26 protein-coding genes and 4 tRNA genes are annotated in these 25988 nt (G+C 70.2%); 11 read left to right on the top strand and 19 right to left on the bottom strand.

The features are described from left to right. Positions 1–9 precede the first annotated feature (9 nt). The 8 genes from ACZBH1_RS15820 to pdxS all read right to left on the bottom strand — a co-directional run bounded on the left by ACZBH1_RS15820 (position 10) and on the right by pdxS (position 5786). Positions 10–468: a preprotein translocase subunit YajC gene (locus ACZBH1_RS15820; protein WP_336398006.1), complete on the bottom strand. Its 459-nt coding sequence runs from the start codon at positions 466–468 to the stop codon at positions 10–12. 85 nt (positions 469–553) lie between these two features. Then, a complete protein-coding gene (gene ruvB / locus ACZBH1_RS15815) occupies positions 554–1582 on the bottom strand; it encodes a Holliday junction branch migration DNA helicase RuvB (RefSeq protein WP_336398007.1) in 1029 nt (342 codons plus the stop codon). Further along, positions 1575–2198, bottom strand: coding sequence for a Holliday junction branch migration protein RuvA (ruvA, locus tag ACZBH1_RS15810; protein WP_378880855.1), 624 nt, complete (start codon positions 2196–2198; stop codon positions 1575–1577). The genes ruvB and ruvA overlap by 8 nt, the downstream gene beginning before the upstream one ends. 61 nt (positions 2199–2259) lie before the next feature. Continuing rightward, positions 2260–2832 (bottom strand): crossover junction endodeoxyribonuclease RuvC, encoded by a 573-nt coding sequence (gene ruvC / locus ACZBH1_RS15805; RefSeq protein WP_336398009.1) that lies wholly within the window; start codon positions 2830–2832, stop codon positions 2260–2262. 70 nt (positions 2833–2902) lie between these two features. Next, positions 2903–3664 (bottom strand): YebC/PmpR family DNA-binding transcriptional regulator, encoded by a 762-nt coding sequence (locus ACZBH1_RS15800; RefSeq protein WP_463646911.1) that lies wholly within the window; start codon positions 3662–3664, stop codon positions 2903–2905. A gap of 74 nt (positions 3665–3738) precedes the next feature. After that, a complete protein-coding gene (locus ACZBH1_RS15795) occupies positions 3739–4260 on the bottom strand; it encodes a hypothetical protein (protein WP_336398011.1) in 522 nt (173 codons plus the stop codon). Between the two features lie 36 nt (positions 4261–4296). Beyond that, on the bottom strand, positions 4297–4902 hold the full coding sequence (gene pdxT / locus ACZBH1_RS15790) for a pyridoxal 5'-phosphate synthase glutaminase subunit PdxT (protein WP_336398063.1): 606 nt from the start codon (positions 4900–4902) through the stop codon (positions 4297–4299). Next, positions 4896–5786, bottom strand: a complete 891-nt coding sequence (gene pdxS / locus ACZBH1_RS15785) for a pyridoxal 5'-phosphate synthase lyase subunit PdxS (RefSeq protein ID WP_336398012.1) — start codon at positions 5784–5786, stop codon at positions 4896–4898. The genes pdxT and pdxS overlap by 7 nt, the downstream gene beginning before the upstream one ends. A 128-nt stretch (positions 5787–5914) precedes the next feature. Between pdxS and ACZBH1_RS15780 the strand changes: the two genes are divergently transcribed. Next, a complete protein-coding gene (locus tag ACZBH1_RS15780; protein ID WP_463646910.1) occupies positions 5915–7258 on the top strand; it encodes an aminotransferase class I/II-fold pyridoxal phosphate-dependent enzyme in 1344 nt (447 codons plus the stop codon). A 7-nt stretch (positions 7259–7265) separates the two neighbouring features. Continuing rightward, the gene (gene pdxY / locus ACZBH1_RS15775) at positions 7266–8117 is read left to right on the top strand and encodes a pyridoxal kinase PdxY (protein WP_336398014.1); all 852 of its coding nucleotides are present in this window, start codon (positions 7266–7268) and stop codon (positions 8115–8117) included. Positions 8118–8166: 49 nt separating this feature from the next. Here pdxY and ACZBH1_RS15770 read toward each other — a convergent pair whose 3' ends face one another. Together ACZBH1_RS15770 and thrS are read right to left on the bottom strand one after the other, a co-directional pair. Further along, a complete protein-coding gene (locus tag ACZBH1_RS15770; protein ID WP_336398064.1) occupies positions 8167–8694 on the bottom strand; it encodes an HIT family protein in 528 nt (175 codons plus the stop codon). 53 nt (positions 8695–8747) lie between these two features. Then, entirely contained in the window at positions 8748–10745 is a 1998-nt protein-coding gene (thrS, locus tag ACZBH1_RS15765) for a threonine--tRNA ligase (RefSeq protein WP_452324378.1), read from the bottom strand. Positions 10746–11051: 306 nt separating this feature from the next. Between thrS and ACZBH1_RS15760 the strand changes: the two genes are divergently transcribed. Together ACZBH1_RS15760 and ACZBH1_RS15755 are read left to right on the top strand one after the other, a co-directional pair. Continuing rightward, positions 11052–12125, top strand: coding sequence for an alpha/beta hydrolase (locus ACZBH1_RS15760; RefSeq protein WP_463646909.1), 1074 nt, complete (start codon positions 11052–11054; stop codon positions 12123–12125). 193 nt (positions 12126–12318) lie between these two features. Further along, a complete protein-coding gene (locus ACZBH1_RS15755) occupies positions 12319–12459 on the top strand; it encodes a KTSC domain-containing protein (protein WP_463646908.1) in 141 nt (46 codons plus the stop codon). Between the two features lie 203 nt (positions 12460–12662). Here the strand turns inward: ACZBH1_RS15755 and ACZBH1_RS15750 are convergent, their stop codons facing one another. From ACZBH1_RS15750 to ACZBH1_RS15730, 5 genes are all read right to left on the bottom strand, one after another. Continuing rightward, positions 12663–13739, bottom strand: a complete 1077-nt coding sequence (locus ACZBH1_RS15750) for a peptidoglycan DD-metalloendopeptidase family protein (RefSeq protein ID WP_463646907.1) — start codon at positions 13737–13739, stop codon at positions 12663–12665. A gap of 83 nt (positions 13740–13822) precedes the next feature. Continuing rightward, on the bottom strand, positions 13823–14131 hold the full coding sequence (locus ACZBH1_RS15745) for a hypothetical protein (RefSeq protein WP_463646906.1): 309 nt from the start codon (positions 14129–14131) through the stop codon (positions 13823–13825). A gap of 115 nt (positions 14132–14246) precedes the next feature. Continuing rightward, positions 14247–14321: transfer RNA gene (locus tag ACZBH1_RS15740), tRNA-Val, on the bottom strand. Between the two features lie 27 nt (positions 14322–14348). Beyond that, positions 14349–14422 (bottom strand) — tRNA-Cys (locus tag ACZBH1_RS15735). 53 nt (positions 14423–14475) lie between these two features. Next, positions 14476–14548, bottom strand: a tRNA-Gly gene (locus tag ACZBH1_RS15730). Between the two features lie 156 nt (positions 14549–14704). On the opposite strand from ACZBH1_RS15730, the gene ACZBH1_RS15725 reads away from it, so the two are divergent. Next, positions 14705–14780 (top strand) — tRNA-Val (locus tag ACZBH1_RS15725). 48 nt (positions 14781–14828) lie between these two features. Here ACZBH1_RS15725 and ACZBH1_RS15720 read toward each other — a convergent pair. The 3 genes from ACZBH1_RS15720 to zapE all read right to left on the bottom strand — a co-directional run bounded on the left by ACZBH1_RS15720 (position 14829) and on the right by zapE (position 17900). Further along, positions 14829–15299 (bottom strand): type II toxin-antitoxin system PemK/MazF family toxin, encoded by a 471-nt coding sequence (locus tag ACZBH1_RS15720; protein ID WP_463647064.1) that lies wholly within the window; start codon positions 15297–15299, stop codon positions 14829–14831. Between the two features lie 140 nt (positions 15300–15439). Further along, complete coding sequence (locus ACZBH1_RS15715; RefSeq protein ID WP_336398018.1) at positions 15440–16708, bottom strand: ammonium transporter; 1269 nt, start codon at positions 16706–16708, stop codon at positions 15440–15442. A gap of 163 nt (positions 16709–16871) precedes the next feature. Continuing rightward, positions 16872–17900, bottom strand: coding sequence for a cell division protein ZapE (zapE, locus tag ACZBH1_RS15710; protein WP_336398019.1), 1029 nt, complete (start codon positions 17898–17900; stop codon positions 16872–16874). Between the two features lie 147 nt (positions 17901–18047). Between zapE and ACZBH1_RS15705 the strand changes: the two genes are divergently transcribed. Together ACZBH1_RS15705 and ACZBH1_RS15700 are read left to right on the top strand one after the other, a co-directional pair. Then, the gene (locus ACZBH1_RS15705) at positions 18048–18953 is read left to right on the top strand and encodes a sulfurtransferase (RefSeq protein ID WP_452324379.1); all 906 of its coding nucleotides are present in this window, start codon (positions 18048–18050) and stop codon (positions 18951–18953) included. 43 nt (positions 18954–18996) lie between these two features. Next, on the top strand, positions 18997–19437 hold the full coding sequence (locus tag ACZBH1_RS15700; RefSeq protein ID WP_336398021.1) for a SufE family protein: 441 nt from the start codon (positions 18997–18999) through the stop codon (positions 19435–19437). 14 nt (positions 19438–19451) lie between these two features. On the opposite strand, the gene ACZBH1_RS15695 is transcribed toward ACZBH1_RS15700, so the two are convergent. Further along, entirely contained in the window at positions 19452–20681 is a 1230-nt protein-coding gene (locus ACZBH1_RS15695) for an alpha/beta hydrolase (protein WP_336398022.1), read from the bottom strand. A gap of 25 nt (positions 20682–20706) precedes the next feature. Here ACZBH1_RS15695 and ACZBH1_RS15690 point away from each other — a divergent pair, with 25 nt between their 5' ends. The 4 genes from ACZBH1_RS15690 to ACZBH1_RS15675 all read left to right on the top strand — a co-directional run bounded on the left by ACZBH1_RS15690 (position 20707) and on the right by ACZBH1_RS15675 (position 25919). Continuing rightward, a complete protein-coding gene (locus ACZBH1_RS15690; RefSeq protein ID WP_336398023.1) occupies positions 20707–21297 on the top strand; it encodes a DUF3000 domain-containing protein in 591 nt (196 codons plus the stop codon). Next, positions 21290–22489, top strand: a complete 1200-nt coding sequence (locus ACZBH1_RS15685; protein ID WP_336398024.1) for a ribonuclease D — start codon at positions 21290–21292, stop codon at positions 22487–22489. The genes ACZBH1_RS15690 and ACZBH1_RS15685 overlap by 8 nt, the downstream gene beginning before the upstream one ends. Positions 22490–22561: 72 nt before the next feature. Beyond that, positions 22562–23767, top strand: coding sequence for a thiolase family protein (locus tag ACZBH1_RS15680; protein ID WP_336398025.1), 1206 nt, complete (start codon positions 22562–22564; stop codon positions 23765–23767). A 7-nt stretch (positions 23768–23774) separates the two neighbouring features. Continuing rightward, complete coding sequence (locus tag ACZBH1_RS15675) at positions 23775–25919, top strand: 3-hydroxyacyl-CoA dehydrogenase NAD-binding domain-containing protein (protein ID WP_463646905.1); 2145 nt, start codon at positions 23775–23777, stop codon at positions 25917–25919. The last annotated feature ends 69 nt before the right edge of the window (positions 25920–25988 follow it).

The raw sequence follows: 25988 nt of genomic DNA, 5'->3' as shown, positions 1-25988 counted from the left end.
GGAGGGGCGTCAGCCCTGCGACTTGGTGCCGGGCTCGGTGTCGGGGTCGGCCTTCGTGTTGCCGGTGGCGGCCTGGTCGTCGCTGATCGAGCTGATGTCGCCGTTGGCGACGCCCTCGGCGTACTCGGCGTGGCTCTCCTCGGCCGCGAGGTACTCGTCCTCGCTGACGGCGCCGACGGTGGGGTTCACGATGCGCAGGATCGCCTGGCTGTGCACCTTGATCTGCACGCCCGGGGCCAGCTCGACGATGGCGGGCTGGTCGAGGTTGTCGGCGTCGTACGAGACGATCGTGCCGTACAGGCCGCCCTGCAGGAGCACCTCAGCGCCGGGGACGGTCTGGCGGGCCTTCTCCTCCTGCTCCAGCTTCTGCTTCTGCATCCGGCGGCGCGAGCTCCAGAACATGAAGACGAGGAGTCCGACCAGCAGGATGATGAGGCCGTAATTGCTCAGGAACGTAGCGAGGTCCATGGAGGCGGGAGCACCTTTCGGTTAAGGCGTGCGCGCCAGCGGCGGCACTGCCTTGCAGGAGGGGGTGGGCGAAAGCCTCCAGCGATTATAGGTCATCGAATCGGAGCGCCGAGTCTGCGAGGGGCACCCCCAGGTGGGCATACGCCTCCGGCATCGCGATGCGTCCGCGCGGTGTGCGGCCCATGAAGCCGATGCGGACCAGGTACGGCTCCACCACCGACTCGATCGTGTCGGGCTCCTCGCCCACCGCGACGGAGAGGGTGCCCAGGCCCACGGGACCGCCGCGGAACCGCCGCACGAGCGCGTCGAGGACGGCGCGGTCCAGGCGGTCCAGCCCGATGGCGTCGACGTCGTAGAGGTCCAGAGCGGCGTCGACGGTGGCGATGTCGGCGCCGCGACGGTTGCCGTGCACCACGAGGTAGTCGCGCACGCGACGCAGCAGGCGGTTGGCGATGCGCGGCGTCCCCCGGGACCGGCGGGCGATCTCGGCGCGGGCCGCCGGCGGCAGCGAGACGCCGAGCATGGCCGCCGAGCGCTCGATGACGCGCTCGAGCTCTTCCGGCTCGTAGTACTCCAGATGCGCGGTGAATCCGAAGCGGTCGCGCAGCGGATTGGGCAGCAGCCCCGACCGCGTCGTCGCGCCGACCAGCGTGAAGGGGGCGAGGTCGAGCGGGATGCTGGTCGCACCGGCGCCCTTGCCGACCATGATGTCGATGCGGAAGTCCTCCATCGCGAGGTACAGCATCTCCTCCGCCGAGCGCGCCATGCGGTGCACCTCGTCGATGAAGAGCACCTCTCCCGGCGTCAGGCTCGACAGCAGCGCCGCCAGGTCGCCGGCGTGCTGGATCGCCGGACCGCTGGACAGCCGCAGCGGCCGTTCGCTCTCGTGCGCGACGATCATCGCGAGCGTCGTCTTGCCGAGGCCCGGGGGTCCGGAGAGCAGGATGTGGTCGGCGGGGCGCTGCTGGATGCGCGCGGCGTCCAGCAGCAGCTGCATCTGACCGCGCACCTTCTGCTGTCCGACGAATTCGGCGAGCGAGCCGGGGCGCAGCGCGCCCTCGATCGCGAGCTCGGCCTCGTCGACCGGCTCGGTCGCCTCGCGCACCTCAGCCACCGACCGGCTCCTTCCGCGCGGGCCCGAGGGCCGCCAGGGTCAGTCGCAGCAGGGCGGGGACCGAGGAGCGGTCCCTGTCGGCGGCGTCGGCGGCGACGAGGTCCACCGCTTCTGCTGCCACGCGCTCCGACCACCCCAGCCCGACGAGCGCCTGCACCACCTGTGCCGGGATCGCCGCGGCGGCGCCTGCGCCGCCGGCGGGGCCGGCGGGCCTGGTGACGGCGATCTTCCCCGCCAGCTGCACCACGATGAGCTTCGCCGTCTTGGGGCCGATCCCCGACACGCGGCGGAACGGCGCGTCGTCGTCGGCGGCGACCGCGTCGGCGATCTGCGGGACGGTCAGGGTGGACAGCACCCCGAGCGCCGACTTCGGTCCGACGCCCGTGACGCCCAGCAGAAGCCCGAACACGCCCAGCTCTTCGCGGGACTCGAACCCGAACAGCGACAGCGCGTCCTCGCGGACGATCAGCGACGTGTGCAGCGTGAGGGTGTCGCCGACCTGCGTCATGCGCGCCACCTGCGGCGTCACGGCCACGTGGAGGCCGACTCCGCCGACCTCGACGACGACCGCGTCCGCGTCGACGTGCACGGCCGTGCCGCGGACTGAGGAGATCATGCTCCGAGCCTACGGTGCGGTTCGCACGTTTGTTCGAGCGACACGCTCGGCGGCGCACCGCTCACTTCCGGGCGAGGCGCTCGGCATCGGCCCATGCCCGCTGCGCCGGTGTGAGGGGCTCGGAGCGCGACCCGGTCGCGGGGGCTCCGCGCCACGCGTGGCAGAGCGCGAGGGCGAGCGCGTCGGCGGCGTCGGCGGGTCTCGGCAGCTCGTCGAGCCGCAGCACGCGCGCCACCATGGTCTGCACCTGCCGCTTGTCGGCGTTCCCGTACCCGGTGATCGCCGCCTTGACCTCCGACGGCGTGTGCGTCGCCGCGGCGAGTCCGCGTTCCCCGGCGACCAGGAGCGCGATGCCGCTCGCCTGCGCGGTGCCCATCACCGTGGCGCGGTTGTGCTGTGCGAACACGCGCTCCACCGCGACGACGTGGGGCTCGTGCGCGTCGAGCACCGCACGCAGACCCGTCGCGATCAGTGCGAGCCGCTCCTCGATCGGGGCGCCCGGGTCCGACCGCACGACGCCGACGTGCACGAGCGTCGCGGAGCGGTCGGGACGCACGTCGACGACGCCGACGCCGCAGCGCGTGAGGCCCGGGTCGATGCCGAGCACGCGCAGAGGACCACGGGAGGACGCCACTCCCCCACGTTAGGCCAGGCGGACGGATGCCCCGCCCAGGCGCGCCTGGGCGGGGCATCCGGAGCGATCGTCAGTCCTCGTCCTCCTCGAGCTCCGCCTGCACCTCGGGCGTGAGGTCGAAGTTGCTGTAGACGTTCTGCACGTCGTCGCTGTCCTCGAGGGCGTCGATGAGGCGGAAGACCTTGCGCGCCGTCTCGGCATCCACCTCGACCTTGAGGTTGGGGACGAACTCGACGTCGGCCGACTCGTAGTCGATGCCCGCCTCCTGCAGCGCGGTGCGCACCGTGACGAGGTCGGATGCCTCGGTGATGACCTCGAAGCCCTGGGCGTGGGGCTCGACCTCCTCCGCGCCGGCCTCCAGGACCGCCATCATGACGTCGTCCTCGGTGGTCGACTCGCCGCCGACGACGATCACGCCCTTGCGGGTGAAGTTGTACGCGACGCTGCCCGGGTCGGCGAGCGTGCCCCCGTTGCGGGTGAGCGCGGTGCGCACCTCGGCGGCCGCGCGGTTCTTGTTGTCGGTGAGGCACTCGATCAGGAGGGCGACGCCGGAGGGGCCGTACCCCTCGTACATGATCGAGGAGTACTCGACCGACTCCCCGCCGATGCCGGCGCCGCGCTTGATGGCGCGGTCGATGTTGTCCTTGGGGACCGACGTCTTCTTCGCCTTCAGCACGGCGTCGAACAGGGTCGGGTTGCCCGCCAGGTCAGGCCCGCCGAGCTTCGCGGCGACCTCGATGTTCTTGATGAGCTTGGCCCACGACTTCGCACGGCGCGCGTCGATGACCGCCTTCTTGTGCTTGGTCGTCGCCCACTTGGAATGCCCGGACATGGTCCTCCTGAATCACGCTCGTCGGCGGCCGGCGCTTCGATCGCGGCGCCACGACGGACTAGTTTATCCCCGCGTCACAGGGCGAACTCGAACCCGAAGCGCGACGACAGCAGCGCCACGAGGTCTCGCGGCACCTTCGTGAGATAGGCGGGGGCTGGGGCGAGCCTGTCCGCCGAGCCGATGAACGGGAAGTACACCGGACCCTCGGTCAGCTGCTCGACCCGATCGCGGACGGCGACGATCTCGGCGCCCACGCGCCGCAGGCGGGGAAGGGTGATCGGCGAGGCGAGGCGCAGCGTGTCGCTGATGGGCATGCGCCAGTGGCGCAGCTCGTCGCCGCGCCGGGAACGGGTCTCCTCGCCGAGCGGGCCGAGCACGCGACCCCACGCGGCGATGCCGGGAACCGGCAGCGTGCGATCCCACACGAAGAGCGTGTCACCGGGCTCGGTGAACCCGACGAGCTCATGGGACCACTCGAAGCGGCGGTCGTCGGCCGCCTTCGGAGCCGTCAGCGCGTCGCCGACGACACCGCGCGACGGGGCGATCATCCAGTAGCGCTCCTCCGGGTGCTCGCGCCACCAGTCGTTGATCGTCATGGATCAGAATCTACCCCGGGAGGCGGATCCGGCCGGTCAGCCGACGCGCTCGCGGACCATGTCGAGGAACAGCGCGTGGAACCGCTGCTCCCCGCCGACCTCCGGGTGGAAGGACGTGCCCAGGAGCGCTCCCTGGCGGACGGCCACCACGCGTCCGTCGGCGAGCGCGGCCAGGCGCTCCACGCCCTCCCCCGCCTGCTCCACGAGCGGCGCGCGGATGAACACCGCGTGCACCGGGGGGCGGCCGAGCACGGGGACGTCCAGATCCACCTCGAACGAGTCCACCTGGCTGCCGAAGGCGTTGCGGCGCACCGTCACGTCGAGGCCGCCGAAGGTCTGCTGACCCTCGATCCCGTCCGTGATCCGGTCGGCGAGGAGGATCAGGCCGGCGCAGGTCCCGTAGACGGGCATCCCCTCCGCGATCGCGGCGCGCACCGGGTCGCGCATCCCGAACGCGCGGGCGAGCTTGTCGATGACGCTCGACTCGCCGCCCGGGAGGACGAGGCCATCCACCTGGGCGAGCTCCTCGGGGCGTCGGACCGTCGCGACCTCGGCCCCGAGGTCCGAGAGCACGCGCACGTGCTCACGGACGTCGCCCTGCAGCGCGAGGACGCCGACCCGGGGTCGCGGCCTCGTCACCAGCCGCGCTCGGCGAGCCGATGCGGCGCGGCGAGGTCGGCGACGTTGATGCCCACCATCGCCTCGCCGAGTCCGCGGGACACGTCGGCGATCACCGTGGGGTCGTCGTAGAAGGTGGTGGCCTTCACGATCGCCGCCGCGCGCTCGGCGGGGTTCCCCGACTTGAAGATCCCCGAGCCGACGAAGACGCCGTCGGCGCCCAGCTGCATCATCATCGCCGCGTCGGCGGGCGTGGCGACGCCCCCGGCGACGAAGAGGACGACGGGGAGCTTGCCCGTCTCGGCGATCTCGGCGACCAGCTCGTACGGCGCCTGGAGCTCCTTGGCCGCGACGTACAGCTCGTCCTTGGTCATCGACCGCAGGACGTTGATCTCCGAGCTGATCTTGCGGATGTGCTTGGTCGCCTCCGACACGTCTCCGGTGCCGGCCTCGCCCTTGGAGCGGATCATCGCCGCACCCTCGTTGATGCGGCGCAGCGCCTCGCCGAGGTTGGTCGCGCCGCACACGAACGGGACGGTGAACTTCCACTTGTCGATGTGGTTGACGTAGTCGGCGGGCGAGAGCACCTCGGACTCGTCGATGTAGTCCACGCCGAGCTCCTGCAGCACCTGCGCCTCGACGAAGTGGCCGATGCGGGCCTTGGCCATCACCGGGATCGAGACCGACGCGATGATGTCGTCGATGAGGTCGGGGTCGCTCATGCGGGCGACGCCCCCCTGCGCGCGGATGTCGGCCGGCACGCGCTCGAGCGCCATGACCGCGACGGCGCCCGCGTCCTCGGCGATCTTCGCCTGTTCGGCAGTGACGACGTCCATGATGACGCCGCCCTTGAGCATCTCGGCGAGTCCGCGCTTGACGCGGTCGGTTCCCGTGTCGGCAGTGGTCACGAGCGTTCCCTTCGTTCGGCGCGGTGCGCGCAGCGGTGAGGACAAATGCGGGTATTGGCCTAGGCCAAAAGATAGCATGAGCTGGGCCCTACACTCATCCGGAGACGGCCGCTGAAGGGGGATGCGCAATGGACCTGGACATCCGCGGCAGGTCGGCGTCCGAGATCGCCGACAGCCTGCGTGCCCTGATCGAGCGCGGCGACCTTCGCCCCGGGCAGGCGATCCCGCCCGTCCGCGCCCTGGCAGACGGGCTGGGGGTCAACCGCAACACGGTCGTCGCTGCCTATCGCCAGCTCACGCAGGCCGGCGTCATCGTGACGCGCGGCCGCGGCGGCACGCGCGTGGCCGACCCCGCCGCCGTCGCCCAGGAGGGCTTCGCCGCCGGCAGCGTGCTGCGCGACGTCGGCACGGGCAACCCCGACCCCGACCTGATCCCCGACCCGTCGTCCGCATTGGCGAGCGTGGCCGGGCGGCCCGTCCTGTACGGCGAGCCGGTGATCGACCCCGCCCTGGAGGAATGGGCGCGGGAGTGGATGCGGCAGGACCTGCCACCTGCCGCGGACATGCGGCTGACGATCACCAGCGGTGCGGCCGACGCCGTCGAGCGCCTGCTCGCCCAGGCGCTCACGCGGGACGACGCCGTGGCGCTCGAGGACCCCTGCTTCCTCACCAGCATCCACACCGTCCGCATCGGCGGGTACCGCGCCGTTCCGGTCCCCGTCGACGACGAGGGCATGACGGTCGAGGGACTGCGGGCGGCGCTCGACCAGGGCGTCCGCGCCGTCGTCCACACGCCGCGGGCGCAGAACCCCACCGGGGCGAGTCTCTCGAAGCGTCGCGCCGAGCGGCTGCGGGCGGTGCTGCGCGACCACCCGTACGTCCTCGTCATCGAGGACGACCACTTCTCGCTGCTGTCGCGGCAGCCGTTCCACTCCCTCGTCGCGGCGGGCCACCGACGGTGGGCGCTGGTCAGGTCGGTGTCGAAGTTCCTGGGTCCCGACATGTGCCTGGCGGTGACGGCATCCGATCCCGAGACGGCCGAGCGGCTCGCGATGCGGCTCACTCCCGGCACGACCTGGGTCAGCCACCTGCTCCAGCGGCTCACGCTCGCTCTGGTGACGGATGCCGCGACCATGGCGGCCATCGAGCGCGCGGGCGCCCACTACGCGGCGCGCAACGCGGCGTTCGTGCAGCGCCTGTCGGCGCAGGGCGTGCCGGCGGGCGCCGGTGACGGGCTGAACCTGTGGATCGCGCTCCCCGTGCCCGCGCGGGCGGTCTCGGAGCAGCTGATGCGCCGCGGGTGGCTCGCCCGGCCCGGCGACGAGTTCGTGCTGGCCGAGGCGGGCCCGTCGCACCGCCTGCGGCTCACGGTGCACGATCTGGACGACCCCGACGCCGACCGGCTCGCCGCCGACGTCGCCGCCGCCGTGCGAGCGGCCGGTGGACGGCTCGTCACGCGCGAAGTGGCATGATCGAGCGGTGAAGATCCTCTCGATCCAGTCCGCGGTCGCCTACGGTCATGTCGGCAACTCCGCCGCCGTCTTCCCGCTCCAGCGCATCGGCGTCGAGGTCATGCCGGTCTACACGGTGAACTTCTCCAATCACACCGGCTACGGCGCATGGCGCGGCCCCCTCATCAGCCCGGACGACGTGCGCGAGGTCATCACGGGCATCGAGGAGCGCGGCGCGTTCCCGGAGATCGACGTCGTGCTCTCGGGGTACCAGGGCGGCGAGGGCATCGCCGACGTGATCCTCGACGCCGTCGCACGGGTCAAGCAGGCCAACCCCGAGGCCGTCTACGCGTGCGACCCGGTGATGGGCAACGCGAAGTCGGGCTGCTTCGTCGCGCCGGCCATCCCCGTGCTGCTGCGGGAGCGCGTGGTCCCCGCCGCCGACATCATCACCCCGAACCAGTTCGAGCTCGGCTTCCTGACCGGCACCGAGCCCGCCGACCTCGCATCGACGCTCGCCTCGGCAGACCTCGCCCGGGCGATGGGCCCCGGAACGGTGCTGGTCACGAGCGTCGAACGGCCCGATCGCCCGGAGGGGACGATCGAGATGCTCGCCGTGACCGACGACGGCGCCTGGATCGTGCAGACGCCCCACATCCCGATGAAGGCGAACGGATCGGGCGACGTCACGGCCGCCCTCTTCACCGCGCACTACCGCCGCACCGGCGACGCGGCCGATGCGCTCGCCCGCACCACGTCGAGCGTGTTCGACCTCCTCGAGCGCACGCACGCGTCGGGCGAGCGCGAGCTGCAGCTCGTCGAGTCGCAGGAGGCCTACGCCCACCCGCGTCTGCAGTTCGAGGTCACGCGGGTCCGCTGATCGCATCGGAGTGACGGATGCCGCGGGCCGCGGCATCCGTCGACTCCGGTCAGGCGCTCCAGGCGTCGGCCACCGCGCGGCGCACGTCGCCCAGCAGCTGGGGCAGCGCCTTGGTCTTCGCGATGATCGGGAAGAAGTTCGCGTCCGCGGCCCAGCGGGGCACGATGTGCTGGTGCAGGTGCTCGTCCACGCCCGCGCCGGCGACATGCCCCTGGTTCATGCCGATGTTGAAGCCGTCGCAGCGCGACACCTGACGGAGCACGCGCATGCCCTGCTGTGTCAGGAGGCCGATCTCGGCGACCTCCTCGTCCGTCGCCTGGTCGTAGGTCGCGATATGGCGATACGGGCAGATCAGCAGATGGCCCGAGTTGTACGGGAAGAGGTTCAGCAGCGCGTACGCCGTCCTCCCGCGGAAGACGATGAGGCCGTCCTCGTCGGACCTGCGGGGCGCCTCGCAGAACGGGCACTCCTGCCGCAGCACCTCGGGGCCCGCCTGGATGTACGCCATGCGGTGCGGGGTCCACAGCCGCTGGAACTGGTCGGGCACCCCCGGGAGTGTCGCGGCGTCGACGAGCACCGGGTCCGGGGCATCCGTTCCCGGAGTCCCCGGACCGGGCTCGCCGACGTCCGTCACGAAAAGTCCTCCGCCGTGTTCACCAGGGCATGCGAGGCGATCGCGTCGCGGACGCGGCGGACGGCGTCGGCGATCGGCACGCCGTTCTCCTGCGAGCCGTCGCGGAAGCGGAACGACACGGTGCCGGCGGACTGGTCCTGCGCGCCCGCGATCAGCTGCAGCGGCACCTTCTGGGTGGTGTGGGTGCGGATCTTCTTCTGCATGCGGTCGTCGGAGTGGTCGAGCTCGGCGCGCACTCCCGCTGCCCTCAGCTGCGCGATGACGTCGCCGAGGTAGTCGGCGAAGTCCTCGGCGACGGGGATGCCGACCACCTGCACGGGCGCGAGCCACACCGGGAACGCGCCGGCGTAGTGCTCGAGCAGGATCGCGAAGAACCGCTCGATCGAGCCGAAGAGCGCCCGGTGGATCATGATCGGCCGCTTCTTCTGGCCGTCGCGATCGGTGTACTCCAGCTCGAACCGCTCCGGCAGGTTTGGGTCGACCTGGACGGTGGACAGCTGCCAGGTGCGACCGATCGCGTCACGCGTCTTGAGGTCGATCTTCGGACCGTAGAAGGCCGCCTCGCCCGGGACCTCGGTGAGCTTCAGGCCGCTCGCGAGGGCGACGTTGCGAAGCGCGTCGGTCGAGTGCTCCCAGAACTCGTCCGAGCCGATCCACTTCTCCTTCTCGTCGTCGCGCATCGACAGCTCGAGCTCGAAGTCCTCGAGGCCGAAGTCGCGGAGCATCGAGATGACGAACTCCAGGACGCGGGTCGCCTCCTCCTCCAGCTGCTCCGGAGTGACGAACAGGTGCGAGTCGTCCTGGGTGAAGCCGCGCACCCGGGTGAGGCCGTGCAGCGCGCCCGAGAGCTCGTTGCGGTACACCGTGCCGTTCTCGGCCAGCCGCATCGGCAGGTCGCGATAGCTGCGCGCGCGCTCCTTGTAGATGAGGATGTGCATCGGGCAGTTCATCGGCTTCAGGTAGTAGTCCTGGCCGTGCTTGGTGATCTCGCCCTGCTCGTCGCGCTCCTCGTCGAGATGGATGGGCGGGAACATCCCCTCCTTGTAGGTGACGAGGTGGTTGGACTGCAGGAACAGGTCCTGCTTGGAGATATGGGGCGTGTAGACGTAGGTGTAGCCGCCCTCGATGTGGCGCCGGCGCGCGTGCTGCTCCATCTCGCCGCGCACCACGCCGCCGCGCGGGTGCCAGACCGACAGGCCCGATCCGATCTCGTCCGGGAACGAGAACAGGTCCAGCTCCTTGCCGAGCTTGCGGTGGTCGCGCTTCGCGGCCTCCTCGAGGCGCGTCTGGTAGGCGCGCAGCTCGTCCTTGGTCGGCCAGGCGGTGCCGTAGATGCGCTGCAGCTGGGGGTTCTTCTCGCTGCCGCGCCAGTATGCACCCGCGATCCGCTGGAGCGCCCACCCGTTGCCGATCATGCGGGTGTTGGGCAGATGCGGTCCGCGGCAGAGGTCCTTCCACACGGTCTGGCCGTCGCGGTCGACGTTGTCGTAGATCGTCAGCTCGCCCGCGCCGACCTCGACGGAGGCGCCCTCGGCCTTGTCGGCGGCGCCGCCGCCCTTCAGGTCGATGAGCTCGAGCTTGAACGGCTCGTCGACGAGCTCGACGCGCGCCTCCTCCTCGGTCACGACACGGCGCACGAAGCGCTGGCCCTCGCGGACGATGCGCTGCATCTCCTTGTCGATGGCCTTGATGTCCTCGGGGGTGAAGGGATGCTCGACGCCGAAGTCGTAGTAGAAGCCGTCGGTCACCGGCGGGCCGATGCCGAGGTTCGCCTGCGGGTGGATGCGCTGGACGGCCTGCGCGAGGACGTGGGCCGTCGAATGGCGCAGGATCGCCAGGCCGTCGGGGCTGTCGATGGTGACGGGCTCCACGGCATCCGCCTGCTCCACCACCGTCGCGAGGTCTTTCAGCTCACCGTTGACGCGGAGGGCGACCACGGAGCGATCGGGGAACAGGGCGAAGCCGTCGGCGGGATAGGACACAGCGTCAGTCACGGAAACTCTCCAGGGAATGGCTCGGATCAAGGCTACTCAGCTTCGGGCGCACGACACGCCCCGCCCGCTCAGGCGCCGAGCGTTCGCGTGTCGGTCTCGAGTGCCGCAGCGGCGGCCGACCAGACGAGTTCCACGCTCCGAGTCTAGTCAGCCGACGGCGGCGCCCGTGCCCTCCGGACGGCGGCCGATGTGGACGAGCTCGTGGCGGGGCCGCGCTGCGGGCAATAGGCTGACGGCGTCGTCGCATGCGGTGCGGAAGCCGCCCGGCGTGTGGCGACACGCGCACCGCGACCACTGGGGGTCGACATGAGCGAGGGCGATGTCCTGCCGGCGGCGACCGGCGATCGGATCAGGCGGAGGCTCCGCTGCGGTGAGCCGGTGGTCCACGGGTTCGACGCGGCCGACGGCGTGGCGCTGCGGCTCACGCGGTTCCGGGGCGGGCGCAGGGGACCTGTCGTGCTCTCCCCCGGCTTCGGGACGTCGGCGCTGGCCTACACGCTCGACACGACCGAGACCAACCTCCCCGAGCACCTCTACGAGCGCGGCTACGACGTGTGGGTGCTGGACTATCGCGCGAGCCCCGCCCTGGCGTCGGCGAGCTCGCAGTTCACGCTGGACGACATCGCGCGGTTCGACTACCCGGCCGCCGTGCAGAAGGTCCGAGACGTCAGCGGCGCCGAGTCCGTGCAGATCGTCGCGCACTGCGTCGGATCGCTCACCCTGCTGATGTCGCTCGGGCTGGGCCTGCGCGGCGTGCGGTCGGCGGTGGCCTCGCAGGTGACGCTCCACCCGCGCGCGGGCGCGCTCAACGAGTTCCGCGCCGGCATCTACACGGGCAACGTCCTCCAGGCGCTCGGCGTCGACACGCTGACCACCGAGCCCGCCGACGATCCGTCGTGGGCCGAGTCGCTCTACGACCGTGCCCTGGCGCTGTATCCCGCGGGCGAGGAGCCGTGCGACAGGCCGTTCTGCCGCCGGGTGATGTTCATCTACGGCGAGGTCTACGACCACGACCGCCTCAACGAGGCGACGCACGATCACCTGCATGAGGCGTTCGGGGTGGCCAACCTGACGGCGCTCACCCACATCACGAAGATCCTCCGGGAGGACCATGCCGTGAGCATGGACGGCGAGCACGACTACCTCGACGACGTGTCCGGCCTGCGCGTCCCGATCGCGTTCGTCCACGGCGAGGCCAATCGCCTCTTCCTGCCGGAGGGCAGCCGGATCACGTACGAGCACCTGCGGGAGGTCAACGGCGACGGGTACTACACGCGGCACGTGATCCCCGGCTACGCCCACATGGACTGCTTCATCGGGACGGATGCCGCGCGCGATGTCTACCCGGTCCTCACCGCTGAGCTGGACCGGTACAACTGAAGCCGGCGAGGAGGCGCCTCGACATCGATCGACCAGGCCACGCGATCGCAGCGCCGGCAACGCGAAGGCTGCGTACCTGTGCACGATAGCGGTCGCGACTGCCTCGCTCACCGTGGACATCCGTCGATCACGATCGAACGCACCGCCTCGGCGGTCCGCAAAGAGTGGCCGCTTAACGGCGTAGCCTGCCCGCGTGCGACGACAGGCTGTCGATCCCTCCGCCATCTCGTCGGAAGCCCACGATCCCGCAACGGCTGTGCTCGAGCTCGAGTTCTCATCCCGCGAGGTCTATTGCTACTTCGCTGTGCCGCCGTCGGTGCACCGGGGCTGCTAGCGGTCGAAAGCGCGGGCTGGTCCTCCCGCGATCGCATCCAACAGGTGTATCCGGGGCAGATGGACGCCGGCAGAGCGCGTCGGCGGGTGCGGTCTCGTATTGCACCAGCGTGCAGCCCGAGGTGTGTAGCACTACCAGCCGGGGCACTATCGTGCGGAACCCACGGCAGCGACGTTGCGCAGGCGGTCGGGGCGGCGGAGCGATTACGGTGGCGCTGCGCATGTGTCTGCGGTTACGGGGGCGGAGCCGCCGTTCGTCATGCGGTGAAGGAACGCGGCCATCTCGGAGCGGAGCACGTTCTGCCCGGGGCGATACTCGCGGCATCCGTATCCGACGTCCCAGCCCGTGGAGATGCCTTCTGAGGCGAGCCAGAGGATCTCGTTGTAGAAGACGATGCCTGGCTGCACGTCCTGGAATGGGCTCGCTCCGGTCGGGATGAACCCGGGGCTCCCCTCGAACCGGTGCAGGAACGCGGCCATGACTTCGCGGGTAGTGGGCCATTCAGGACGGAACTCGATGCCGTTGGGTGTCGCCCATCCCCTGGAGATTCCGGTCGAGGCCAGCCATGAGATCTCCTTATAGAAGACGTGCCAAGTCGGCACATCCACAAACGGCGAGACGGTAGAAGGCGTGTAAGTCGGCTGCCCCGCCAGGCGATACAGGAACGCTGCCATCTCCCCCCGCAGTATTTGGTTCTGAGGGCGGAACTCGTAGACGTTCGGGGCGACCTCCCAGCCTCGACTGATGCCGTTGTTCGCCAACCAAAGGATCTCGTTCTGGAAGACGTGTCCGTCGATGTCCGTGAAAGTGATGGGATTCTGGCCGGGAAGCGGAGCGCTGTGGATGTAAGGGTAGGGGTCCGTCGTGACATCCCACCTGCCGGGAGTAGTCCGCAGCTCGATGTGCAAGTGATCTCCCTGCGATGCCGCCCCGGTGTTACCCATCATGCCGACGAACTGCCCGCGGGCGACCCTCTGATTCGCCCCAAGGGGCGAGGCGCTACGCATGTGGGCATAGAAGGACGTCCATCCATTCGCATGCAGGATCTCCGCGAACCAGCCGAAGTTCGTGTGCCAGCCGACGCCATACACCGTGCCGTCGGCCACCGCACGGATCTCGGGGCGAGCGGTTCCACCCAGCGGATAGTCCACACCATGGTGCATGCGACCGTTCCGCACGCCGTAGCCGGAGCTGATGCGGCGATAATGCGTGAAGGGATGACCCCACTGCACCGCGGTGGCGTGGGCAGTCACGGGAGCCCCGAGCGCGGTGACCCCCATTGCCGTAGCGAAGCCCGCTCGCAGGAGAAAGCTCCTTCGGGGCATCCATCTCGATGCTCGATTGAGCGCCGTGTCACCTTCCATCAGATCTCCCCCGGGCGGACGCCAGTGACGAACTCCTGCCACTCAAGAGCGGTGAGCAACACGCAGTCGGCGTAGAACAGGAAGTCTTTGCCGCCCGGGCGCAGCCCGCAGACAATTGAACCGGACTCTTTACCCCGCCCGTACGGCACGCGCACGACGATCACACCGTCGGGACGGCGACCGAAGGTCGCGCCCTCATAATCGATGAGCTGCTCCGTCCGGTCGCTCGCCGGAAGCCATCGCTGCACCTGCTCGACGCAGCGCCGGGCGAGAGCCGGCGGTGGGCTCGGAGTATCTGTCATTGCCATCCCCAGAACCTACTGGAGCGTAGGGGGTACGGGGGGCAAATTGGCGCGCGCCGGGCATGCGGACCTGTGATTCATGCCCGCGCGACAAAACCCCCGCCGTGGCGGGGGTTTCAGGTGGTGGGCGATACTGGGATCGAACCAGTGACCTCTTCCGTGTCAGGGAAGCGCGCTACCGCTGCGCCAATCGCCCGAGTCGAACTCCGGTCGGGACCGGGAGTGGAGGTGGCGACGGGATTCGAACCCGTGTAAACGGCTTTGCAGGCCGGTGCCTAGCCGCTCGGCCACGCCACCGCGTGTGGTTTGACCCCACGTGCCGTGATCCCTGGAGGGGATCCCTGCACTCGAGCGGATGACGAGACTCGAACTCGCGACCCTCACCTTGGCAAGGTGATGCGCTACCAACTGCGCTACATCCGCATTTCGATTCCGGGATTCGCACCCCGGGCACTTGAACGACTTTAGCCGATCCTCGCCGTCATGCAAAACCGGACGGACCCCGCGCGTGTCACACGGATGTGGTTCGAGGCACGCTTCGCCATCCGGTAGGATCGTTACTCGTCCCCCTCGGGGTACGGGCGATTGGCGCAGTTGGTAGCGCGCTTCCTTCACACGGAAGAGGTCATCAGTTCGAGTCTGGTATCGCCCACCACGACGAATGAGGCCGGTCACGCCAGTGGCCGGCCTCTTCTGCATCCGGTCAGTCGCCGATCGCCCAGCCGTAGCGGCGGTGGAGCGCGTCGGCGACCCGCATGAAGCGCTCGAGATCGAGGGCGGATGCCTCACGCCGCAGTCCCTCGCGATGCACGCTGTAGACCTGGTCGATGTCGACCCACGACGGCCTGCCGCGCGCGTCCCACTCCCCCGCGCCCAGGGGGAGGAAGTCGCGGTCGCCGTCGTGGGCCTTGCTGGTGAGCTTGACGGCGTAGACGCGTTCGGGATCCTGCCTTCCGATGACGAGCACGGGACGGTCCTTGCCACGCCCGTCGTTCTCGACGTACGGCACCCAGGTCCAGACGACCTCTCCGGCGTCCGGCTCGCCGTCGCGGTCGGGGGCGTACGAGATCCGCAGCGCGCTCCGGCCCGGTGGCGGCACCTCGATCGTGGCGGTCGCGCCGGCGTGCGACGCGGCGGGGACCGCCGGCGCTGCGGACCGCCGCGGCCGCAGAATGCTGCTCAGGACGCCGAGCAGACCTCTTCGCTGTGTCACACGCGTCATCCTACGAGGCGCGTCGGGCCGCCCCGGCGCGCCGAAGGGGCGCCGCGGTCGGGGGGAGACCGCGGCGCCCCTTCGGCGCTGTGCGAAGAGCGTCAGGCGCGAGTGCCCTCCAGGACGTATCCCTCTTCGCCGTGCACGACGGTGTCGATGCCGGCGACCTCGTCCTCGTTCTTGACGCGGAAGCCGATCGTCTTCTCGATGACCAGGCCGATGCCGAAGGCCAGGGCGAACGAGTACACGAGGACGGCGATCGCGGCGATGGCCTGCACGAGCAGCTGCGTGAACGAGCCGCTGTAGATGAGGCCGGTGCCGTTGGCGAAGAAGCCGAGGTACAGCGTTCCGATGAGGCCGCCGACGAGGTGGATGCCCACGACGTCGAGCGAGTCGTCGAAGCCCCACTTGTACTTGAGCTCGATCGCGAGGGCGCAGACGGCGCCGGCGACGAGGCCGAGCACGATCGCCCAGATCGGGGTCACCGACGCGCACGCCGGGGTGATGGCGACCAGACCCGCGACGGCGCCGGAGGCGGCACCGACCGAGGTGGGCTTGCCGTCCTTCAGCTTCTCGACCACGAGCCAGGCCAGGAGGGCCGCGGCGGGGGCGGCGATCGTGTTGACGAACGCGAGGGCCGCGGTGCCGTCGGCGGCGAGCTCCGAGCCGGCGTTGAAGCCGAACCAGCCGAACCACAGCAGGCCGGCGCCCAGCAGCACGAACGGCGGGTTGTGCGGGACGTGGACGCCCTTCTGGAAGCCGACGCGCTTGCCGAGCACCAGGGCGAGCGCGAGAGCGGCCGCGCCGGCGTTGATGTGGACGGCCGTGCCGCCTGCGAAGTCGATCGCGCCGACTCCGAACCACTCCTGCATGCCGTAGGTGATCCAGCCGCCGTAGGCGAAGCTGCCGTCCTCGGCGAGGCCGAAGTTGAACACCCAGCTGGCGACCGGGAAGTAGACGATCGTGGCCCAGATGGCCGCGAAGATCATCCACGATCCGAACTTGGCGCGGTCGGCGATGGCGCCCGACACCAGAGCGACCGTGAGGATCGCGAAGGTGGCCTGGAACGCGACGAAGGCCAGCGGCGGGTATGCCGCGCCCTCCGGCACCTCGAGGAGGCTGGTCAGTCCGATGGCCGACCAGTCGATCGACCACGGGGCGACGAGGCCCTCAGCGCCGGGGAAGGCGATGGCGTAGCCGTAGACGACCCACAGCACGCCGATGAGGCCGAGTGCGCCGAAGCTGAGCATCATCATGCTGATGACGCTCTTGGCCTTCACCAGGCCGCCGTAGAAGAACGCGAGACCGGGCGTCATCAACAAGACGAGCGCGGCCGCTATGAGCATGAATGCGGTGTTGCCTTGATCCATCTCGGTGGAGAACCTCTCTGCGGGGGACGCAGCTGAAAGCGTCGGGTTCCCTCAGTGTGTCGACCGTCCGTTTCGGCAGCGGGACGACCCGTGTTTCTCCTTCGTTACGGAGCCGCCCCGCACGTAAACATCGTGTTTCGGGGCTCCGAGGACCCGCCGGGAATCAGGCGAGGGTCGACGCGACCAGGCGGGAGATCGCCCGGAGATACTTCTTGCGGTACCCCCCGGCGAGCATCTCCTCCGGGAAGACGAGGTCCAGCGACGTCCCCGTCGCCCGGATCGGCAGCTGCGCGTCGTACACGCGGTCGATGAAGGCGACGAAGCGCAGCGCCGCGGACTGGTCCGTGAAGGGTTCGACGTCGCGCAGTCCGACCATCGAGAGCCCCTCGATCAGGCGGATGTAGCGAGACGGGTGCACGCGGGCGAGGTGACTTACGAGGTCGTCGAACGCATCGTCGGAGACGAGGCTCGTGGCCGCGGCATCCGCGATCGCCGCGTCGTACTGCGGGCGCTCGAGCACCATCGCGTGGCCGTCGACGGCGCGGTGACGGTAGTCCGTCCCGTCGATGCGCACCGTATGGAAGCTCGCCGCCATGGCGTGGATCTCGCGCAGGAAGTCCTGCGCGGCGAACCGCCCCTCCCCGAGCGCGTTGGGAGGGGTGTTGGATGTCGCCGCCAGACGCGTCCCGGAGGCGACGAGCTCGCCCAGCAGCCGGGTCATCACCATCGTGTCACCGGGGTCGTCCAGCTCGAACTCGTCGATGCACAGCAGATCCGAGCCGCGGAACAGCTCGACGGTGTTCTGGTAGCCGAGCGCGCCCACGAGCGCCGTGTACTCGATGAACGACCCGAAGTACTTCCGCCGCGCGGGCAGCGCGTGGTACACCGCGGCCAGGAGGTGGGTCTTGCCCACGCCGAAGCCGCCGTCGAGGTACACGCCCGGCTTGACCTCCGGCCGCTTCGCGCGACGGAAGAGCCCGCCCTTGACGGGTGCCGCGGTTCCGGTGAACGCCAGGAGCAGGTCCTTCGCCTCCTGCTGCGAGGGATATGCGGGATCGGCCCGGTAGGTGTCGAAAGTCGCGTCGGCGAACTGCGGCGGCGGCACGAGGGCGGCGACCATCTCGGCACCGGCGAGCTGCGGGGTCCGCTCTGCGAGGTGGACGACGCCGGAGCGGGTGGCGGAGACGGTCATGCGGATCCTCGGTGGAAGTGGACGGCGCGTTACAGCAGGGCTGTGCTCGCCCGCCCGGGAATCTAGGGTCGAAGGCGACGGTTCAACCCTAACCGCCGCCCGCGGGCGCCGATGCGTGCCCGCACCCCGCCGACATCAGGAGACGCCATGCCCGTCGAGACCGACACCTCGTCCGAGAAGTTCGCCGAGTACGCCCAGCCCGGACGGCTCGTCACCGGCGAGTGGCTCGAGGCCCGGCTGGGCCGGCCGGGGCTCGTCGTCGTCGAATCCGACGAGGACGTGCTGCTGTACGAGACGGGGCACATCCCCGGTGCCGTCAAGGTGGACTGGCACACCGAGCTCAACGACCCCGTGGTGCGCGACTACGTCGACGGCGAGGGCTTCGCCGCGCTGCTCGGCCGCAAGGGGATCTCCCGCGATGACACGGTGGTGATCTACGGGGACAAGAACAACTGGTGGGCGGCCTACGCGCTGTGGGTCTTCTCCCTCTTCGGGCACGAGGACGTCCGGCTCCTCGACGGCGGCCGTGACAAGTGGATCGCCGAGGGCCGCCCGATGACGACCGAGGTGCCCAAGCCCGCGCCCACGCGCTACCCGGTCGTCGAGCGCGACGACTCGGTGCTGCGCGCATACAAGGAGGACGTCCTCGCACACCTCGGCAGCGGTCCGCTCATCGATGTGCGCTCCCCTGAGGAGTACGACGGCTCGCGCACCACTGCCCCGGCCTACCCCGAGGAGAGCGCCCTGCGCGCCGGGCACATCCCCACGGCGAGGAGCGTCCCGTGGGGACGCGCCGTCGCCGAGGACGGCGGCTTCAAGAGCCGCGCCGAGCTCGACGCGATCTACCGGGGCGAGGTCGGGCTGAAAGACGACGATGCGATCGTCGCCTACTGCCGGATCGGCGAGCGGTCCAGCCACACCTGGTTCGTGCTCAGGCATCTCCTGGGCTTCGACGACGTGCGCAACTACGACGGGTCCTGGACGGAGTGGGGCAGCGCGGTGCGTGTGCCGATCGTCGCGGGAGCCGAGCCCGGCGACGCCCCCCGCCGGTGACCGGCCGGGTCCCTCGCCATTCGGGCGTGGGATGATGGCGGGGATGACCGACACCGCCCTGCCCGAGCGCCTCGCCGAGATCCGCGACGAGTTCCTGGAGCTGCCCGAAGCCGACCGGCTGCAGCTGCTCCTGGAGTACTCGTACGAGCTGCCCGCCGTGCCGGCGGAGTACGAAGGCCACCCCGAGCTCTACGAGCGCGTCGTCGAGTGCCAGTCCCCCGTCTTCATCGTCGTGGACGTCGACGGCGACGGCACCGTGGCCATGCACGCGACGGCGCCGCCCGAGGCGCCGACGACGCGCGGGTTCGCCAGCATCCTGGCCCAGGGCCTCACCGGGCTGACAGCCGGCGAGGTCCTCGCGGTGCCGGGCGACTTTCCCCAGACGCTGGGGCTCACCCGCGTCGTGTCGCCGCTGCGGATCTCGGGCATGACGGGCATGCTGCTGCGCGCGCAGCGGCAGGTGCGCGCCAAAGCGGCCGCCTGACACGCGCGCACTCCTCAGTCGGGCAGGAGGCCCTGCGCTGCGAGCCACGAGCGGATGCTGTCGCTCCATCGCTCCTGGTCGTAGTTCCACAGCTTCGTGTGCCGCGCGACCTCGAACACCTGCATCTGGACGAGATCGGGGCGGGCGACGACGAGGTCGTGCGAGGCGTCCGAGGGGACGTAGCCGTCGTCGTCGCTGTGGAGGATGAGGATCGGATGCCGCAGCTCGCTCGCGCGCGACAGCACGTCGAGCTGGTCGAGGCGGATCGCCGCGCCGGTGCGGGTGAGCGGGGCCGCCCACTCCGTACGGAGCGCCTCCATCGCCAGACCCGTGATCGCGTCGGGCACGCGCTGCTCGCGCGCCTGGTACTTCAGCACGAGGCTCCAGTCCACGACGGGCGACTCGAGGATCAGGCCGGCGATCGCGTCGCGGTGTGCGGAGTTCAGGGCCAGCTGCAGCGCGATCGCTCCGCCCATCGACCAGCCCATGATCACGATCCGGCGGGCGCCGCGTCGCCGGGCGAACCCGACGGCGGCATCGACGTCGCGCCATTCCGTCGATCCCAGCCCGTAGGTGCCGCTGCGGCTGCGCGGCGCCTCACCGTCGTTGCGGTACGAGACCACGAGCGAGGTGATGCCGAGCCCGTGGAAGACGGGGACCGCGCGCAGGCACTCGGCGCGCGTCGTACCGCGCCCGTGCACCTGGATGACCCACGTCTCGCCGGAGCCCGCCGGGAAGAGCCACGCCGGGCACGGGCCGACGGTCGAGCCGATGAGCTCCGGGCTGAAGGGAAGGTGCAGCTGCTCGGGACGGTCGTAGTACCAGCCGCTGAAGGCCGCCTCGGGGGCGAGCTCGGCGTCGGAGCCGATATGGGTGAGCAGCTTGCGCTTGACGCTGGTGGCGTCCTCCGAGAGCACCGAGCCGAGCTTGATGTAGTCCGAGGTGCCCTTGGTGAACAGGCCGTAGCGCCCCGGAAGCGCGGTGTCGGGCGTCCGCGACAGCGTGATCGTCTGCGCGGCGGTGTCCAGGGCGAGGATGCGCGTGTCGGGCTCGCGCCGCGTCGGCGTGACGACGCGGCGGGCCATCAGGACGGACCCGGCGGCGAGGGCGCCGAGCGTCCCGGCCAGCGCGACGCTCAGCACCGTGAGCGCGGCTTTGACCCCGGCGACGTAGGCGGGTGTGCGGGGCCGGGTGGCGGAGCTGCGGGTTGCGCCGCCCATCGCGGCGCGCCTGAAGGCGACCATCGAGGCATCACTCTAGTCTGTCCGCGTGGCTGACCAGCGTCCCCCCGCGGCACCGAGCTCGTTCGAGCAGGCGGCCGAGGCGGTGCGCTCGATCTCGTTCCGCGACGACCTGACGGTGCGTGAGATCCCGGCACCGCAGGGGCTGGCGCCCCAGGCGCTCGCGATCGCGGGCGATGTGCGCTCCTCCCCCGACGACGTCGACTCGCCGTACGGCACGGGTCGGCTCGTGCTGCTGCACGATCCGGAGGAGCCGGCGCCGTGGAACGGCCCCTGGCGCATCGTGTGCTTCGCCCAGGCGCCGCTCGAGCCGGAGATCGGAGTCGATCCGCTCCTGGCCGATGTCGCGTGGACGTGGCTCACCGACGCGCTGGCGTCGCGTCGCGCCGGGTTCCATTCGGCCTCCGGGACGGCCACGAAGACGCTCTCCAAAGGTTTCGGCTCCCTTGCCGCGGAAGGAGACGGTGCGCAGATCGAGCTGCGGGCGTCCTGGTCACCGGAAGGCGCGATCGCTCCGCACGTGGAAGCATGGGCGGAGTTGGTATGCATGCTCGCCGGGCTCCCGCCCGGCTCGGAAGGGATCGCGATGCTGGGTTCGCGCAGGACGCCGCGTGGTTGATTATGAGGTGATCGACGAGGTGGGCCACCTCGCCGACGCCGCGCGCCGGCTGGCCGCCGGCCAGGGGCCTGTGGCCGTCGACGTCGAGCGCGCCTCCGGATTCCGCTACTCGCAACGCGCATACCTCGTGCAGGTGTTCCGTCGCGGCGTCGGCGTGTTCCTGTTCGACCCTCCGCCCATCGGGGACTTCCAGGCGCTGCAGGACGCGATCGGTCACGAGGAGTGGGTCCTCCACGCCGCCAGCCAGGACCTGCCGTCACTGCGCGAACTGGGCCTCGTGCCCGACTCGATCTTCGACACCGAGCTCGCCGCGCGACTTCTGGGTCATGACCGGGTTGGCCTCGGTGCGGTCGTGGAGGACACCCTCGGGATCACCCTCGCCAAGGCGCACTCCGCCTCGGACTGGTCCACCCGTCCGCTGCCGCAGTCGTGGCTGGAGTACGCGGCACTGGACGTCGAGCACCTCGTGGACGTGCGCGACAAGCTGCTCGAGGAGCTTCACGAGCAGGGCAAGGCCGACTTCGCGGCCGAGGAGTTCCGCGCCGTGCTCGAACGCGAGCCGAAGCCGCCGCGCGAAGAGCCGTGGCGTCGCCTGAGCGGCCTGCACACGGTACGTGGACGCAAGGCGCTGGCCGTCGCCCGTGAGCTGTGGACCGCGCGCGAGGAGTACGCGCGGGCGGAGGACGTCGCGCCCGGGCGACTCGTGCCCGACCGCGCGCTGGTGGCCGCGGTGCTCGCCGACCCCAAGTCGAAGAGCGCACTGGCCGCTGTGAAGGAGTTCACCGGGCGGGCCAGCCGCTCTCAGCTCGATCGCTGGTGGGCCGCCATCGAGGCGGGCCGTGCCACGAGCCACCTCCCGCTGGAGCGCGCGACGGGCGGGGACTCGCTCCCGCCGCCCCGCGCGTGGGCGGACCGCAACCCCGAGGCGGACGCGCGCCTGAAGGCGGCGCGCCCCGTCGTCGAGCGGCGGGCGGAGGAGCTGCGCATGCCGACCGAGAACCTGCTGACTCCCGAGCTGCTGCGGCGCATCGCGTGGACGCCGCCGGAGCCGGTGACCGAGGCATCCATCGGCGACGCGCTCGCCTCGCTCGGCGCGCGGTCGTGGCAGATTGCGCAGACTGCACAGCTGATCGCCGATGCCTTTGTGGGATCCGTGCAAGCCGTGTCGGAGCCCTCCGAAACGGCTTCGTAGGTTTCCGCCACCCGATTCAGACCGCTCCGACCGCCCTCCTAGGCTGGCGTCATCCCAACTTTTGGAGGCAGAGTGGCCGAGATTTCGGACGTCTACTTCGTCGATGGCATGCGCACCCCGTTCGGGCGCGCCGGCGAAAAGGGCATGTACTGGAACACCCGAGCGGACGACCTCGCCGTCAAGGCGACGATCGGACTCATGGAGCGCAATCCGGGCGTTCCGAGGGACCGCGTCGACGACGTCGCCATCGCCGCGACGTCGCAGACGGGCGATCAGGGCCTGACCCTCGGCCGCAGCGTCGCGATCCTCGCCGGGCTCCCCCAGACCGTCCCGGGCTTCGCGATCGACCGCATGTGCGCGGGCGCGATGACCAGCGTCACGACGATGGCCGCCTCGATCGGCGTGGGCATGTACGACGTCGCCCTGGCCGGCGGGGTGGAGCACATGGGCCACCACCCGATCGGCGGCAACGCCGACCCCAACCCCCGCTTCGTCGCGGAGAAGATGGTCGACCCCGGGGCGCTCAACATGGGCGTCACCGCCGAGCGCATCTTCGACCGGTTCCCCCACCTGACCAAGGAGCGCTCCGACCGCTTCGGCATGCTCAGCCAGCACAAGGTGCAGGCGGCGTACGACGCCGGCAAGATCCAGCCGGATCTCGTGCCGGTCGCGATCAAGGACGCCGACGGCTCGTGGGGTCTCGCGACCGAGGACGAGGGCCGGCGGCCGGGTACCACGATGGCGGACCTCGCCGGCCTCAAGACCCCGTTCCGCCCGCACGGCCGGGTGACCGCGGGCACCTCGTCGCCGCTCACCGACGGTGCGACGATGTCGCTCCTCGCCGGTGGCGGCGCGGTCAAGGAGCTCGGGCTCACGCCGAAGATGAAGCTCGTCTCGTTCGCGTTCGCCGGCGTCCAGCCCGAGATCATGGGCATCGGGCCGATCCCGTCGACGGAGAAGGCCTTGAAGAAGGCGGGCCTGACGATCGGCGACATCGGACTGTTCGAGCTCAACGAGGCGTTCGCCATCCAGGTGATCTCCCTGCTCGACCACTTCGGCATCGCCGACGACGACCCGCGCGTCAACCAGTGGGGCGGCGCCATCGCCTTCGGCCACCCGCTGGCGGCGTCCGGCGTCCGCCTGATGATCCAGCTCGCGGCGCAGTTCGCCGAACGACCCGACGTGCGCTACGGCCTCACCGCGATGTGCGTCGGTCTGGGCCAAGGCGGCTCGGTCATCTGGGAGAACCCGTTCTACGACGGAAAGAAGCGGAAGTAAGCGCGGAATGACGAACTACGACGACATCGACTTCTCCCCCATCCTCGCCGTCACGGAGGGCGAGGTGATCACGCACTCGCGGGTGCGCGACATCCGCCTCCCCTCCGGCAAGGTGCTCGCCCTCATCACGCTCGACAACGGTCGCGACCACACCCGCCCCAACACGCTGGGACCGGCGACGATGTTCCAGCTGGGCGAGACGCTCGAGGCGCTCGAGGGGCGTGCCGCGGCCGGTGAGATCCAGGCGGTCGGCATCACCGGCAAGCAGTACATCCTGGCGGCGGGCGCCGACCTCTCCGACATCAGCAAGGTCGGCTCGAAGGACAACGCACGCCTGGTGGCCCAGCTGGGTCACAAGGTCTTCGGCATGCTGTCCGAGCTGGGGGTGCCGACGTTCGCGTTCGTGAACGGGCTGGCGCTGGGCGGCGGCCTCGAGATCGCGCTGAACAGCACGTACCGGACGGTGGATGCCTCGGCCGCCGCGATCGCCCTCCCCGAGGTCTTCCTCGGCATCATCCCCGGCTGGGGCGGCGCCTACCTGCTGCCGAACCTCATCGGCATCGAGAACGCCCTCGAGGTCGTGATCTCCAACCCGCTGAAGCAGAACCGCATGCTCAAGCCGCAGCAGGCGTTCGACTACGGGATCGTGGACGCGATCTTCCCGGCGGCGAACTACCTCGAGGATTCGCTGAACTGGGCGGACCGCGTGCTCAGCGGCAAGACCAAGGTCGAGCGCAAGCACGAGCCCGGGAAGATCGAGCGCCTCACCAAGTGGCCCATCGCGATCAAGATGGCACGCGGCATGCTCGAGTCCAGGATCGGGACGGTCCCGAAGTCGCCGTACGTGGCGCTGGACCTCCTCGACAAGGCGAAGGGCGGCACCAAGGCCGAGGGCTTCGCCCGCGAGGACGAGGCGCTGGCCGAGCTCGTCACCGGCGACCAGTTCGCGGCATCCATGTACGCGTTCGATCTGGTGCAGAAGCGCGCCAAGCGGCCGGTCGGGGCTCCTGACAAGGCCCTGGCGAAGAAGGTCGCCAAGGTCGGCATCATCGGCGCCGGCCTCATGGCCAGCCAGTTCGCGCTGCTGTTCGTCCGCAAGCTGCAGGTGCCGGTGCTCATCACCGACCTCGATCAGGCGCGCGTCGACAAGGGTGTGGCCTACATCCACGACGAGATCGGCAAGCTCGAGGCGAAGGGGCGACTCGACGGCGACGCGGCCAACAGGCTGCGCGCCCTCGTGACCGGCACGACCGACAAGACGCTCTATGCCGACTGCGACTTCGTGATCGAGGCCGTATTCGAGGAGGTGGCGGTCAAGCAGCAGGTGTTCGGCGAGATCGAGAAGATCATCGCGGAGGACGCCATCCTCGCCACCAACACCTCGTCGCTGTCCGTGGCGGAGATCGGCGCGAAGCTGACGCATCCCGAGCGCCTGGTGGGCTTCCACTTCTTCAACCCGGTGGCGGTCATGCCGCTGATCGAGATCGTGAAGACGCCGCAGACGTCGGATGCCGCACTCTCGACGGCCTTCGTCGTGGCGAAGAGCCTCGGGAAGAACGGCGTGCTGACGGCGGATGCGCCGGGCTTCGTGGTGAACAGGCTGCTCGCCAAGGTCATGGGCGAGGCGGCGCGCGCGGTGTACGAGGGCACTCCCATCGCCGACGTCGAGAAGGCTTTCGCGCCGCTCGGACTGCCGATGGGACCGTTCCAGCTGATCGACCTGGTCGGATGGAAGGTCGCCGCACACGTGCAGGACACGATGGTGCGCGCCTTCCCCGACCGCTTCTACGCGAACGAGAACTTCCACGCCCTCGCGGAGTTGCCGCAGGTGGTCGAGAAGGACAAGGGCGGCCGCGTGACCGGCTGGACGAAGGCGGCGGAGAAGGTGCTCAAGCCCGCCGTCGGCTCCTCGCCCGCCTCGGCGGAGACCATTCTCGAGCGCGTCCAGGACGGACTCGCCCAGGAGATCAGGATCATGCTCGACGAGGGCGTGGTCCCGGAGGTGCAGGACATCGACCTGTGCCTCATCCTCGGAGCCGGCTGGCCGTTCATCGACGGTGGCGCATCGCCCTACCTCGACCGCGAGGGGGCTTCGCAGCGGGCATTCGGCGACACCTTCCACCACCCGGTGATCACGGGCATCGGCAGCTGAGCCGACCGACGACAGGCGGGCCGCGCAGGGCGCATCCTCCTCGGAGGGTGCGCCCCGTGCGTGCCGCGG

The organism is Microbacterium sp. ZXT2-5, assembly GCF_055329545.1.
This window is presented reverse-complemented; position numbering and strand designations above follow the sequence as displayed.